The 12,996-nt window shown below is 73.4% G+C and carries 15 protein-coding genes; 6 read left to right on the top strand and 9 right to left on the bottom strand.

All coding sequences use genetic code 11. The features are described from left to right. The first annotated feature begins 120 nt into the window (after window positions 1-120). The gene (locus AB0I15_RS15380) at window positions 121-1,614 is read left to right on the top strand and encodes a multicopper oxidase family protein (RefSeq protein WP_358095063.1); all 1,494 of its coding nucleotides are present in this window, start codon (window positions 121-123) and stop codon (window positions 1,612-1,614) included. Here the strand turns inward: AB0I15_RS15380 and AB0I15_RS15385 are convergent. Genes AB0I15_RS15385 through AB0I15_RS15395 form a run of 3 tightly spaced genes read right to left on the bottom strand, consistent with a single transcriptional unit; the run spans window position 1,545 to window position 3,042 of the window. Continuing rightward, window positions 1,545-1,799 (bottom strand): hypothetical protein, encoded by a 255-nt coding sequence (locus tag AB0I15_RS15385; RefSeq protein WP_358095064.1) that lies wholly within the window; start codon window positions 1,797-1,799, stop codon window positions 1,545-1,547. The genes AB0I15_RS15380 and AB0I15_RS15385 overlap by 70 nt on opposite strands. Then, a complete protein-coding gene (locus AB0I15_RS15390; RefSeq protein ID WP_358095066.1) occupies window positions 1,766-1,969 on the bottom strand; it encodes a hypothetical protein in 204 nt (67 codons plus the stop codon). The genes AB0I15_RS15385 and AB0I15_RS15390 overlap by 34 nt, the downstream gene beginning before the upstream one ends. Then, a complete protein-coding gene (locus tag AB0I15_RS15395) occupies window positions 1,966-3,042 on the bottom strand; it encodes a Gfo/Idh/MocA family oxidoreductase (protein ID WP_358095067.1) in 1,077 nt (358 codons plus the stop codon). The genes AB0I15_RS15390 and AB0I15_RS15395 overlap by 4 nt, the downstream gene beginning before the upstream one ends. Window positions 3,043-3,143: 101 nt before the next feature. On the opposite strand from AB0I15_RS15395, the gene AB0I15_RS15400 reads away from it, so the two are divergent. Beyond that, the gene (locus tag AB0I15_RS15400; RefSeq protein ID WP_358095069.1) at window positions 3,144-3,722 is read left to right on the top strand and encodes a TetR/AcrR family transcriptional regulator; all 579 of its coding nucleotides are present in this window, start codon (window positions 3,144-3,146) and stop codon (window positions 3,720-3,722) included. Window positions 3,723-3,782: 60 nt separating this feature from the next. Beyond that, complete coding sequence (locus tag AB0I15_RS15405; protein WP_358095071.1) at window positions 3,783-4,379, top strand: dihydrofolate reductase family protein; 597 nt, start codon at window positions 3,783-3,785, stop codon at window positions 4,377-4,379. Here the strand turns inward: AB0I15_RS15405 and AB0I15_RS15410 are convergent. From AB0I15_RS15410 to AB0I15_RS15420, 3 genes are all read right to left on the bottom strand, one after another. After that, window positions 4,372-5,781: an amidase gene (locus tag AB0I15_RS15410; RefSeq protein WP_358095073.1), complete on the bottom strand. Its 1,410-nt coding sequence runs from the start codon at window positions 5,779-5,781 to the stop codon at window positions 4,372-4,374. The two genes, AB0I15_RS15405 and AB0I15_RS15410, sit on opposite strands and share 8 nt — an antisense overlap. Before the next feature lie 138 nt (window positions 5,782-5,919). Continuing rightward, window positions 5,920-8,550 carry an AAA family ATPase gene (locus tag AB0I15_RS15415; protein WP_358095075.1) on the bottom strand — a complete coding sequence of 877 codons (2,631 nt, stop codon included), beginning with the start codon at window positions 8,548-8,550 and terminating at the stop codon, window positions 5,920-5,922. Window positions 8,551-8,598: 48 nt separating this feature from the next. Further along, window positions 8,599-9,084 carry a MarR family winged helix-turn-helix transcriptional regulator gene (locus AB0I15_RS15420; protein WP_358095077.1) on the bottom strand — a complete coding sequence of 162 codons (486 nt, stop codon included), beginning with the start codon at window positions 9,082-9,084 and terminating at the stop codon, window positions 8,599-8,601. Between the two features lie 124 nt (window positions 9,085-9,208). On the opposite strand from AB0I15_RS15420, the gene AB0I15_RS15425 reads away from it, so the two are divergent. Next, entirely contained in the window at window positions 9,209-9,583 is a 375-nt protein-coding gene (locus AB0I15_RS15425; RefSeq protein WP_358095079.1) for a DoxX family protein, read from the top strand. 47 nt (window positions 9,584-9,630) lie between these two features. Here AB0I15_RS15425 and AB0I15_RS15430 read toward each other — a convergent pair whose 3' ends face one another. Next, window positions 9,631-10,512, bottom strand: a complete 882-nt coding sequence (locus AB0I15_RS15430; RefSeq protein WP_358095311.1) for a haloalkane dehalogenase — start codon at window positions 10,510-10,512, stop codon at window positions 9,631-9,633. 5 nt (window positions 10,513-10,517) lie between these two features. Further along, window positions 10,518-11,336 (bottom strand): NAD(P)H-binding protein, encoded by an 819-nt coding sequence (locus AB0I15_RS15435; RefSeq protein ID WP_358095081.1) that lies wholly within the window; start codon window positions 11,334-11,336, stop codon window positions 10,518-10,520. An 85-nt stretch (window positions 11,337-11,421) separates the two neighbouring features. On the opposite strand from AB0I15_RS15435, the gene AB0I15_RS15440 reads away from it, so the two are divergent. Beyond that, window positions 11,422-11,988: a TetR/AcrR family transcriptional regulator gene (locus AB0I15_RS15440; RefSeq protein ID WP_358095083.1), complete on the top strand. Its 567-nt coding sequence runs from the start codon at window positions 11,422-11,424 to the stop codon at window positions 11,986-11,988. Window positions 11,989-12,005: 17 nt separating this feature from the next. On the opposite strand, the gene AB0I15_RS15445 is transcribed toward AB0I15_RS15440, so the two are convergent. Further along, window positions 12,006-12,293 carry an STAS domain-containing protein gene (locus AB0I15_RS15445; RefSeq protein WP_358095085.1) on the bottom strand — a complete coding sequence of 96 codons (288 nt, stop codon included), beginning with the start codon at window positions 12,291-12,293 and terminating at the stop codon, window positions 12,006-12,008. A gap of 282 nt (window positions 12,294-12,575) precedes the next feature. Between AB0I15_RS15445 and AB0I15_RS15450 the strand changes: the two genes are divergently transcribed. Next, window positions 12,576-12,917: a winged helix-turn-helix domain-containing protein gene (locus tag AB0I15_RS15450; protein ID WP_358095087.1), complete on the top strand. Its 342-nt coding sequence runs from the start codon at window positions 12,576-12,578 to the stop codon at window positions 12,915-12,917. The last annotated feature ends 79 nt before the right edge of the window (window positions 12,918-12,996 follow it).

Raw genomic sequence — 12,996 nt, forward strand, 5'->3', positions numbered from 1 at the left:
CGCCTTCCGGGACGTACAGTCGATGCGTAGACTGTCTACATATCCACCGTGTCAACGGAAGGGTCGTCTGTGCAGCCGAGCCGAAGAGACGTGCTCCGCGCCGGGGCCGGGATCGCTCTCTTGCAGTTCTCCGTCAACTGCGGCGGCGACACGCAAAAGATCCAGGGGAGCACCGGAAGCATCCTGTCCAGCAAGATCCCCCTGCCGAAGCCGTTCACCGTCCCTCTGCCCATTCCGCCCGTGCTCAAGCCCGCACGCACGGACGGCACCACCGACTACTACGAGATCGTCCAGAAGATCGCGCGAGCGGAGATCATTCCGGGGCGGCAGACGGAGGTCTGGGGATACAACGGGCTGTTCCCCGGGCCGACGATCGTGTCGCGCAGCGGACGCCGTACGCAGGTGACGCATCGCAACGAGTTACCCGTCCCGGTCGCCGTGCACCTGCACGGAGGTAAGACGCCTCCCGAGAGCGACGGCTACCCGACCGACCTGGTCCTGCCGTCGGGCGGCTGGCAGGGGCACGAGAACCACACGGCCGGGGGCCGGGTCAGCGCGGGCGCGAAGGACTACGTCTACCCGCTCGACCAGCCCGCCGCCACACTCTGGTACCACGATCACCGCATGGACTTCACCGGGCCGCAGGTCTGGCGCGGGCTGGCCGGGTTCCACCTCGTCCACGACGACGAGTCGGACGCGCTGCCGCTGCCCAAGGGCGACCACGACGTCCCGCTCATGATCTGCGACCGGGCCTTCGCCGAGGACGGCTCGCTCGCCTACCCGTCGGTCGATCCCAGCCTGACCGGCGCCTCCGGCGTGCGCGAGCAGTTCATGGAGGGCGTCCTGGGCGACGTCATCCTCGTCAACGGCGCGCCGTGGCCGGTCATGGAGGTGGACAACACCCGCTACCGGTTCCGCATACTCAACGCCTCCAACGCCCGCCGCTACCGCCTCGCGCTGAAGCCGGCGGCGACGCGGTTCGTGCAGGTGGGCAGCGACGGCGGCCTGCTGGGCGCGCCCGTCGCGCACACCGAGATCCCCATCGCGCAGTCGGAGCGCTTCGACGTCGTCATCGACTTCTCCGCCTACCCGATCGGCTCGGAGGTGACGCTGACCAACACCCTCGGTCAGGGGGGCACCTCCCAGGTCATGCGCTTCCGCGTGACCAGGAAGGCGCGGGACGAGAGTACCGTGCCCGCACGCCTCGTCCGGTTCGAACGCCTCTCGCCGGACTCGGTGGCGGTCAAGCGCCAGCTCATGTTCGCCCAGGGGGAGAACGACGGCCGCGTGTCGTGGACGATCAACGGCCGCGTCTTCGACCCCGGCCGCGCCGACGTGGAATCCCGCCTCGGCACCACCGAGCTCTGGCAGATCATCACCGATCGGCATCATCCGCTGCACATCCACCTGGGCCACTTCCAGGTGCTCAACCGCGCCAGCGAGGGCTCGCTGCGGCCGAGCGACGCGGGCTGGAAGGACACCATCGACATCCCGGACAACGAGCAGGTGGAGCTGCTGGTGCGCTTCACCGGCTTCAAGGGCCGCTACGTCTTCCACTGCCACAACCTCGAACACGAGGACATGATGATGATGGGCAACCTCGACGTCGTCTGAGGCGCGGCCCTCCGGAGGGGCACGGCGGCCCCGGTCGTGCAGAGCAGCGACACACCGGCCGTCACCAGGGCGTCCACGCCGTCCAGGCCGGCCGGCTCGCCGAGCGGGGCGCCCACGTGTGCGACGAGGTCGAAGCCCTTGGCCGCGGGGGTCAGCGAGGCGGGCTCGCCCAGGTCTCCGTCCACCACCGCGAACCGGACCCCGCGCGGACGGCGGCCCGGTGCCCGGCCGGTCGCCGCCGGGCCGCCGCGCCGGGTCCGGTCCGGGCGGCGTCCGGGCGGCGTAGGGCGGTGATCTCGTGCCCGGCCCCCTCGAAGGCGGCGGTCACGGCCGCGCCGATGACCAGGAGCTTCATGCGATCTCCTCCCTGGCGCCGCTCCGCGCGGCGCGTTCGATGGTGGCCAGCAGCCGGTGATAGCGGGCGGCGGCGTGGAAGCCGGGGTTCGGCGCGCGGCCCTCGCCGATGGCGGTGGCCAGGTCGCGGTAGACGGCCGCCACGTTCGCGGCGGGCCCGTCGGCGGGATCAAGGGAGACCGTCCGGTACGCCCGCGGCACCTCCACCCGCTCCCCATCGGCCCGGATGTCCCACTCGGCCCAGTGGAGGTAGTCGCCACCCCGGCCGGGCGTGACGGTCAGCGCGCCCTCCGAGCCGACGAGCTTGACGTAGAACCCGTCAGGGTCCCCGGCCGCGCCGTGGATCGTGACGGACGCGGTGGCGCCCCCGGCCAGCGTCCCGTGGAGCAGGACCTGGTTCGGCACGCCGCCGTCGACCGTCTCGCCGGTCCCCCCCACCCGCACCGAGTCGTACAGGTGCGGCAGCCGCGCCGACACCTCCGCCAGCTCGCCCGTCATGCGCTCCAGCGTGGCCAGGAAGTGCCCGCCCATGATCGTCAGGAGCGTGGTGCCCCCGGCCGGGTCGGTGGTCCACGAATGTTGCGGCGCGACGGCGGCGCCGCCGAGAGGCCCGCCCGAGGCCACCATGACGACCGACTCCAGCCGCCCGATCCGGCCGCCGGCCACGAGGTCGGCGACGAAGCGGGCGCCCGGTGAGTGATATCCCTGCAGGCACACGGCGTGCGTCACCCCGGCGGTCGCGGCGGCCTCGGCCAGCTCGGCCGCCTCGTCCGGGTCCACGGTCAGCGGCCATTCGCTGAGCACGTGCTTGCCCGCCTCCAGCGCCGCCCTGATCACCTTCGTGTGCAGGGCCGCCCGCACCGACACCACGACGAGGTCCACGTCGTCATGGGCGGTCAGGGCCCCCGCGTCGGCGAAGGCGAGCGGCACCCCGTAGCGGGCGGCCACGCGGTCCGCGCTCTCCTGTCTCGTCGTCGCGACCGCCGTCACCCGGTACTCGTCCAGGGCGGCCAGCGCGGGCAAATGGGCCACGTCCGCCCACCCGCTCGCCCCCACGATTCCTACCTTGATCACCTGGTCCTCCAATTGTGTATCGACCGGTATGAAACTAAGTCGTGCGGGCGCGGCGCGCAAGGGGTAACGTACCGATAGGTAAAAAACTTGGGGAGGTACGGATGCCAGGAGGCCGCCCGCGAGCCTTCGACACCGACGCGGCGCTCGACCGGGCCCTGGAGGTGTTCTGGCGGCAGGGCTACGAAGGGGCCTCGCTGTCTGACCTGACCGCGGCGATGGGCATCAACCGGCCCAGCATCTACGCGGCCTTCGGCAACAAGGAGGAGCTGTTCGTCAAGGCACTGGAGCGCTACGTCAGCGGCCCGGGGGCCTTCGCCGCCGAGGCGCTGGACGCGCCCACCGTCCGCGAGGTCGTCGAACGCCTCGTCCACGGCGCCATCGAGCTGACCACGCGTACGGACGCCCCGGTCGGCTGCCTGATGGTGAACAGCGTGCACGCCTGCGGCCCCGACGCGGCCTCCGCCCGCGACGCCGCCCTCGCCTGCCGCATGGCCGGCGAGACCGCGCTGCGCCGGCGTTTCGAGGACGCCCCTGACCTGCCCGACGGCTACGACGCCGGCACGCTGGCCGGGCTGGTCCACACCATCACGGACGGCATCGCGGTCCAGGCGGCCGGCGGGCGCACCCGCGACGAGCTACGCCGGGTCGCCGATCTCGCCCTGCGAACTCTTCTGCCGTGACATGTCGAGAACGCGCGGGCGGCTCCGACCTCCGTGTGAAAGCGACAGAAGGTAGGAGAAATGAGCAAGGTCACCTGCGACATGGCGATGTCCCTCGACGGCTTCGTCGCCGGCCTCAACCAGCGGCTGGACCAGCCCTTCGGCGACGGCGTCGGCGACGTCCTGCACCAGTGGATGTTCGAGGAGCCCGAGGCCCACAAGGAGGTCATCGAGGCGATCACGGCGGCCGGCGCGTACGTCATGGGCCGCAACATGTTCAGCCCCGGCCGGGGCGCCTGGGACCTGGACTGGACCGGCTGGTGGGGCGAGGAGCCTCCGTACCACGGGCCGGTCTTCGTCCTGACCCACCACGAGCGCGAGCCGGTGGTCAAGCGCGGCGGCACCACGTTCACGTTCGTCACCGACGGGCTCGATGCGGCGATGAGCCGGGCGCGCGAGGCGGCCGGCGGCCGTGACATCGCGATCGCGGGCGGGGCGGCGACCGTGAACCAGTGCCTGGCGGCGGGCCTGATCGACGAGCTGCGGGTGCACGTCGCGCCGGTGGTGCTCGGTGCGGGCGAGCGGCTCTTCGACGGCGTCGGACGCCTGACGCTCGAGCCGCTCGCCGTGTCGGGCACCGGCCTGGTCACCCACCTGACCTACCGCGTGGTCAGATGAGGATCCGCGGCCTGCGCCCCCTCCAGGGCATGGCCTGTTCCAGGTGGGCGGCCACCTGGAACAGCAGATCCTCACGGCCGTAGGCCGCGACGAGCTGCACGCCGATGGGCAGCCCGTCGTCGCTCTGCCCCAGCGGCAGACTGATCGCCGGGTGCCCGGTGATGTTGAACGGCACCGTGAACGGCCCGTAGTCGGTCAACGACCGCAGCCAGCTCGCCGGCGTGTGGGCGGGGTCGTCGTACCGCAGGGTGCCGTGCGGCGCCGGGGTGCGGGCCAGCGTCGGGGTGATGAGCAGGTCGTACGCGGTGAGGAACGCGGCCACCGAGCGGGTCACCCGGTTCTGGGCGCCGAAGGCGGCCATCATGTCCAGCCCGGTGTAGCTCCGCGCCGTCTCCAGGAATCGCCGGGAGACGGCCTCCATCAGCGCCGGGTCGGGCTGCCGGGGGGCCAGCAGCAGCGTCGAGGAGACCGCGACCCCCTCGGCCACCCACGCCCGCGTGACGTCCTCCCAGTCGATGACCGGGGTGTCCGCGCCGATGTCGTGCCCCGCCTTCTCCAGCAGCCGGCCGGTCCTGACGGCCCACTTCGCCACCTCGGGATCCACGGCCGACCCCGACCAGGCCGTGGTGGTCACCGCCACCTTCAGCCGGCCGGGCTTGGCCCGGAGCTCGTCGGCGTAGCGGCGGCGCGGGGGAGGGGCGGTGTACTTGTCGCCGACCCCGGGCCCCTGGACGGCGTCGAGGAGGTGGGCGGCGTCGCGGACGGTACGCGTCAGCGCGAACTCGTAGGCCATGCCGAGCATCGGCTCGCCCATGTCGGGCCCGCACGGGACGCGGCCCCGGCTCGGCTTGAGGCCGACCAGGCCGCAGCAGGAGGCCGGGACGCGGATGGAGCCGGCGCCGTCGCTGGCGTGCGCGACGGGCACGGCCCCCGCCGCCACCAGGGCGGCCGCGCCGCCGCTCGACCCGCCGGCGCCCCGGCCGGGGTTCCACGGGTTGCGGGTCGGCCCGTGCTTGACCGATTCGGTGGCGAAGCTGAGGCACAGCTCCGGCACGGCGGTCAGGCCGAGGGTGACCAGCCCGGCGGCCCGGAAGCGGGCCATCAGGTCGGTGTCGTGCGGGGCGACGATGCCCGGCAGCGCCCGGCTGCCGAGGGAGAACGGCACTCCCTCCGCCACCGGGCCGTGGTCCTTGATCAGGAACGGCACGCCCGCGAGCGGCCCGTCCACGTCGTGGCGCAGCGCCGTCGCGAAGGGCGGCAGCGCCAGCGCGTTCAGCTCGTCGTTCGCCGCGGCCAGGGCCTGCCTGGCGGCGGTCTCCACCTCAAGGGCCGTGACCTCGCCCGTCCGGATCAGGTCACGGAGGCCGATGGCGTCGTAGCGCGCGTATTCGGAAAGGTTCATGGGAACTCCTCGATCACGATGAGAGGCATTGCCGAAGAAGGGGACCGGCGGTCCCCGCTGTGATCAAGGTGTTCCTACGCTCGGTACATCACCGCCCATGCTGACAGCCGCCCGCCCGGTCGTCGACGGATTTTCGCGCTACCGGTCGTCGATCAGCGCGGCCAGCTCGGCCCGGCAGGAGATGCCCAGTTTCGCGTACACCCTGGCCAGGTTGTTGTTCACGGTCGCCACGGTGAGCCCGAGCCGCTCGGCCACGTGCTTGCTGCTGTGCCGGGCCGCCAGCACGGCGACCTCGCGCTCCCTGCGGGTCAGCACGGCGGTGTGGTCGTGGTCCAGCAGCGGCGTCACCGCCCCTTCGCAGCGTTCGCGCAGCCGGGTCGCGCGCTCGGCCGCCATGACCGCCCGGCTCCCCAGCCCGGCCTCCCGGTAGGCGCGGGCCGCGGTGGTGGCGGCCTCGGCGGCCAGCAGGTCGTGGCCGAGCCGGGTGAAGCCCGTGGCCGCCTCGCTGAGCGTGTCGCCGTCCAGGGTCGCGAGCCCCCGCGCGCCGGTCGCCAGCGTCCTGCTGAACGGGGTGCCGAGCCGGGCCCCGAGCTCCTCCAGCCGGGCCAGGTCCGCGACGCCGGCCAGCCGCGCCACGTCGTAGTGGGCCCGGCACTCCACCGCGGGCAGCCCGATGGCGCGGGCCAGCGCGGCGGCGCGGGCGGCGGACGCGGCTGCCTCGGAGAGCTCGCCCGCCGCGGCCCGCGCCCAGGCGTCGGCGAGCAGGGCCCAGGGCGCGAACAGGCGGTTGGCCCCGTTGTCCCGCGCCGCGGCCCGGCCGGTCCAGGCACGGGCGGCGGCCGGGTCGCCGCCCAGCGCGCTCGCCAGGCCGAGCCCGGCCATGAAGACGCCGGTCAGCCGGACCGTGTCACGGTCCTGGAGCGCGGCGATGGCCTCCCGGAGCGACAGGCCCGCGGTGACCGGCCGGCCCTGGGCGCACTCGACGAGCCCCCGGAACCCGGCCGAGCCGGCCGACATGAGCGGCGCGGGCCCCGCCAGGATCTCGCGGTAGCCGCCCTCGGCGACCTCCCAGGCCGTGACGAGATCCCCGGTGGCCAGGCAGGACAGGCAGCGGGCCAGGCTGTGCTGCACGACGCACCAGGGATAGTCGCCCGCGTGGTCGGCCAGCAGCGCCTGTCCCCGGTCGTGGAAGTAGACCGCCTGCGCGGGCAGGCCCAGGAAGCCGGCGGCCACCGTGGCCGACGCGGTGGCCCACAGCACGGCCTGGGGGTCCGCCGACTCCCAGGCCAGCAGCTTCCTGGCCGCCTCGACCACCTCGGCGCAGCGCCCGTCGAACATGAAGATCCACGCCCGGTTGCCCGTCGCCAGGTCGCCGTCCGCCAGATCCAGCGCCCGCGCGGCGGACTCGACGTCGCCGGAGCCGAAGTACAGCGTGTCCGAGCGGGCCAGGGCCCAGCGCACCCGCTCCGGGCCCGGCGGCGGCACGTCCGACAGGACGGCGGCGGCCTTCTCGCTGTGGCCGCGGTACTGGAGGATCTCGGCCAGGAGCGCGTCGGCCTCGGCGCCGGGGCCGGCGTCGCGGGCGGCGCGGGCCAGCCGCTCGGCGAGCGCGAGGTCGGCCCGCTCGACGGCCTCCCGCGCACCCAGCCGTACGACGTCCGGCCGGGTCACGGCGCCGCCTTCGAGCTGCCAGATCCCGGCGCGCAGGGCGTCGTCGCGGCGCCGCAGCGGCGTGGCCAGCGCCGCGCCGGCCAGGCGACCGGCGAGCAGCCGGGTCCGCGCGGCCGACAGGCCCGCGCGCAGCAGCTCGCCGTAGAGCGGATGGGCCAGCCGCACCTGTACGCGCCCGCCCGACCGCTCCGACACGGCCAGCCCGCAGCCCTCGGCTTCCTCGATCGAGGCCGCGCCGGCCAGCCGCTCCAGCAGGCCGGGCTGCAGCGGCTCACCGCAGGCCAGCAGCTCGAGAACGAGCCTGGTGGACGGCTCCAGCGCGCTCAGCCGGTCAAGGAGCAGGCGCCGGATGCCGCCGCGCGGGCGGGTCTCCCCGGCGAGGTGCCACACTCCGTACGCCCGCCGCAGTGTGCCGTCCGCGAGCGCCCCCGACAGAAGTTCGCGCAGGGCGAGCGGGTTCCCCGCGGCCAGGCCGTGCAGCCGGGTCCGGGTCGCCCCTTCGACGCCGCCGCGCAGCTCCAGCTCGATGAGCCGGTCCACGGCGGTGGGCGGCAGCGGGTCGAGGTCGAGCCACCCGGCCGGGCCGTCCTTCCACAGCGTGATGACGGCGTCGGGCACCGGCTCCCCACCGCGTACGGTGATCACGGGCACGACCAGCCCCCGGGCGGCCAGGTGCCCGAGCACGGCGGCCGAGCCGTCGTCGAGCAGGTGCGCGTCGTCGAAGCCGACCACCACCGGGCGTCCCGCTCCCCACTCCCGTACCCGGCTCTCGGCCAGCGCCAGGATGGACAGGCCCGGCTCGTGCGCGAGCCGCTCGGCGGGCAGCAGCGCGGCCACCGCCCCGAACGGGATGCGGGCCAGCGCCCTGGTCGCGGCCACCCACCCGGTCGCGGAGCCGCGGGCCGCGCACTCGGCCAGGACCTCGCGGGCCAACCGGGTCTTGCCGACGCCCGCCTCCCCGGAGACGACCACGCCGATCGCCTCTCCCGCTGACAGGGAGGAGCGGATGCGATCGAGCTCCGCCTCCCGCCCGACGAACGGCCACCCCCGCATGGGCCCGCCCCCTTCGCTCGCCATCGCCTCCCATTCGTCGTTCATGGGCGCGCGGATGGACGTACGCGGGGGCGGATCGGCGGGGAACCGGATCTACGGGCCCAGGCAGTCGTCCTCGGGGTCGATCGCGTGGGTGATGCGGCGGCCGATGTCGCGAAGCTGCCGGATCTGGGCCTTGGTGAGCGGCTCGAAGACCAGGTCGCGGACCGCCTCGACGTGACCGGGCGCGGTCGCGACGACCTTCGCCCAGCCTTCCTCGGTGAGGCCGGCCAGCATGTAGCGGCCGTCGGCGGGGTCGGGCGCGCGGCGCACCCAGCCGCGCTTCTCCAGCCGGCTCACCACGTGTGACAGCCGCGACAGCGACCCTTCGGAGAAGGCCGCCAGGTCGCTCATCCGCATCGTGCGGCCGGGGCTCATCGACAGGCCGGCGATCACCTGGTATTCGAAGTGGCTCAGGCCCGCGTCGCGCTGCAGTTGCCTGTCGAGGGCGGCCGGCAGCCGGATCAGCACGCTGGCCAGCGCGAGCCAGGTCTGCTGCTCCTCCTCGGTCAGCCAGCGTGGCTCCCGCGACGTCTCCACGTACCCAGCCTAACTTGAGGCATCAAGTGATCACGCCACCTGGATCATTTGACGCTTCAAGTCGTTGCGGCCTAGATTGCGCTTGAAGCTTCAACTCACCCCCCTCCGAAGAACGGATGAACCGATGAACGTCGTTCTGTGGGTCTTCGCCGCCCTGCTGGCACTCCTCTTCCTGGGCGCGGGGGCGATGAAGCTCACCCGGCCGAAGGAGAAGCTGGCCGCGTCCGGCATGGGCTGGACCGATGACTTCTCCGCCGGCGCGGTCAAGGGCATCGGCGCCCTGGAGATCCTGGGCGCCCTCGGCCTGATCCTGCCGGCGCTGACGGGCATCGCGCCGGTGCTGACCCCGCTGGCCGCGACCGGCCTGGCCCTGATCATGGTGGGCGCCGCCGTCACCCACGCGCGGCGCAAGGAGTTCCCGATGATCGGCGTCAACGCGGTGCTCCTCGTGCTGGCCGCCGTGGTGGCCTGGGGCCGCTTCGGCCCGTACGCCTTCTGACCGGGCCGCCCCGGGCCGCCCCGGGCCGCCCCCGGCGCGCGGGGTGCCTATGTGAGCCATTTCTCGATGGCGGCGGCGATGGCCAGGGGCTGGTCCTCCGGAGTGTGGTGCCCGGCGATCTCCTCGTGCCGCGAGATCTCGAGCGAGGCCACGTTGGCGGCGCACCAGGCGACCGTCTCCGGCGTCCACATCGCACCCGGCCCCGGCCGGAAGTCGATCAGCAGCTTCGGCACCTCCACGCTGGCGGCCAGCCACCGGCCGAAGCGCTCGATCCTGGCGACGACGTCGGCGGGCTCACCGCCCAGCGGCATCATGCGCGGCCAGCGCAGCAGCGGCAGGCGGCTCTCCCTGGTCGGGTACGGCCTCAGGTAGACCGCCAGGTCCTCCTCGCCGAGCGGTGTGGCGACGGTGGCGGGCAGGCCCTGCAGCAGGAAGGCGTTGTCGTCGAGGATCATCGACTCGCCCACCCCCTCGGTCCTGATCGCCCGGAACAGGGGGCGGCCGCCCTCCGGGAACTCCTCCCAGGTCATCGGCTTGACGATGGCCTCGGTGAAGGCGATGCCGCGGACCCGGCCGGGGTGGCGGGCGGCCCAGTCGAAGGCCAGCGCGCCGCCCCAGTCGTGGCCGACCAGCACCACGTCGTCGAGCCCGAGGGCGTCGAACCAGGCGTCCAGGTAGCGGGCGTGGTCGTCGAAGGTGTAGTCGATGGCGGGTTTGCCCGACTCGCCCATGCCGATCAGATCGGGCGCCAGGCGGCGGCCCCGCCCGACGGCGGGCATGACGTCGCGCCACAGGTGGGACGAGGTCGGATTGCCGTGGAGGAAGACGATCGGCGCGCCGTCGCCCAGCTCCCGGTAGGCCATGGTCGAGTCGAGCACGCGCTGAACGGGCATCTGGGCGGGCATCTGGGCGGGCATCTGGGCGGGCATCGTGCTCACCTGAACATCGCGACGTTGCGGGCGGCCCAGTCGGCGAACGTCCGGGGCGCGCGGCCCAGGACGCGTTCCACGTCGGGGCTGACCCGGAGTTCGGCGGCGCTCGGTGTGCCGAGGATGGCCAGGGCGCCCTCGACGGCCGGCTCCGGCATGAACCGGAGCATGTCGGCGCGCGCCTCCTCGCGGGTCTGCTCGGTGAAGCGCACCTCCGCCCCCAGGGCGGCCCCGATCGCCGCGGCCCGCTGACGCGGGCTGGCCGGCTCGGGGCCGGTGAGCTCGTAGGTGCGCCCCGCGTGGCCGTCCTCCCGGAGCGTCGCGGCCGCGACCTCGGCGATGTCGGCCGGGTCGATGCCGGGCAGCGCCACGTCGGCGAACGGCGCGGCGGCCGTACGGTCGGCGCGGACGGTCCCGGCCCAGGCCAGGGCGTTGGAGTGGAAGCCGCCCGGCCGCAGGATCGTCCACTCCAGCCCCGAGGCGCGCACGGCCTCCTCGAAGGCGACGGGGTGGGCGTACAGGCCGGGGCGGGTGCCCGCGCCCTGGGAGGAGAGCAGGACGACCCGGCGGATCCCGCCCGCCTCGGCCGCCTCCAGGACGGCGCGCGGCTCCTGACCGGCGACGAGCAGGAACAGCGCGTCGGCCCCGTCGAACGCGGCCTTCAGGCTCGCGGGCTCGCCCAGATCGGCCGGGCTGTGCCGGACCCCGTCGGGCAGCCTCGCCGGCCCCCGGGAGACCGCGACCACCTTCTCGCCCGCTGCGGCGAGCAGCCGCACCAGTTCGCCGCCGACATTGCCGCCGCCGCCCGTGACAACGATCGTCATCGATTCGTCCTTTGCATTGAGTTAGTTGACTGACTTACTGCGGAACCATAGCGGCCCGCCGGAGCGCTTGTCTATAGTCAGTCAGGTGACTGACTCAACACGGGTGGGAAAGCGGGAACGACTGGCGGGCGCCGCCGCGCGGGTGCTGCACGAACAGGGCGTCGAGAAGACCACGCTCGCCGACATCGCGCGCGCGGCCGACGTTCCCGTGGGCAACGTCTACTACTACTTCAAGACCAAGGACCAGCTCATCGAGGCCGCCATCGACACGCACGGCCGGCGGCTCGAGTCGATGATCGGCGCCTTGGAGGAGCTGCCCACACCGCAGGAGCGGCTCAAGGCCCTGCTCGGCGGCTGGATCGACCAGCGCGACCTGACCGCCCGCTACGGCTGCCCCACCGGCACCCTCGCCTCCGAGCTCGACAAGCGCGACGACGGCCTCGACCGCGCCATCGCCACGGTCATGGGCCGGCTGCTCGACTGGGCCGAGGGGCAGTTCCGGGCCATGGGGCGCGCGGACGCCCGCGAGCTGGCGGTCGCCCTGATCGCTGCGTACCAGGGCATCTCCCTGCTGACCAACACCTTCCGCGACCCCGGCCTCATGGCGATGGAGGGTGCCCGCCTCGAGCGCTGGATCGACTCGCTGGCCTAACGCGGCGGGGGCGGGGATCAGCCGAGCGAGGACAGGCCCATCAGGCCCATCAGCCGCCGAATCTGGGGCGGGATGTCGCGGACGTGCACCGGGCCGCCCGCGGTGAAGGCGAGCAGCGTGCGGATGCCGGCGACGTCGGCGAACGTGACCCGGCCGAGGTCCATGATCAGCTCGTCGTCGATGCGCCACGCCTGGGCCAGCGTGTTCGCCAGCTCGGCGCTGTTGCTGCTGTCGACCTCGCCGGCCAGGCGGATCACCGAGGGGCCGGGCATCGGGGTGCAGGTGACGCGGAGGATGTCGTCCACGTATAGCAGGTGTTCGGGCGGGCCCTGGCGGTCATCGGCGGGCAGGACGTCGACCCGTCGCGGGTGCCCGGGATGTGTGGAGTCGGATGGCCGTGAAGTGCGTATATGACGAGCCGCAGTGTGACGCGACGTGCGTGACATCCCACCTCCCGGCATGCGTGAGCCAGCGCTCTTAGGCTAACTTCGTAAGAAGAATACCGGAATAGTTTTTCTGTATAAAATCTTCCGCTATGAGGACAGGAGCCGGACGGCCTCCCGGTCCCGGCAAGGAGGACGTGGCGCATGGACGAGCCCGCTGACCGGCACTCCGGCTGGACGTTCCTGACCAATCACGCCCGGGTGCTGCTGGCCATCGCCGCCGATCCGCAGACGCGCCTGCGCGACATCGCCGCGACGATCGGCATCACCGAGCGCGCGGCGCAGGGCATCGTCGGCGACCTCGAAGCGGCCGGCTACCTGAGCCGCACCCGGGTGGGGCGGCGCAACCACTACCGGCTCAACCCGGACCGGCAGTTCCGCCACCACACCGAGGCCGGCATGCCCGTCCAGGCGCTGATCGAGATCTTCGGCCACCGCGACCTCGACGACCCCAAGGGCCCCGGGCCGGGCGCGCCCGCCCCCTGACCGACTACGCCGCCAGGCAGATGCGCGCGCCGGGCGTCGCGTGCCGTATACGCGTTCCCGCGTACCCGGGATTCGTCCT

The organism is Nonomuraea sp. NPDC050643 (genome assembly GCF_040654715.1).
Classification (GTDB): Bacteria; Actinomycetota; Actinomycetes; order Streptosporangiales; family Streptosporangiaceae; genus Nonomuraea.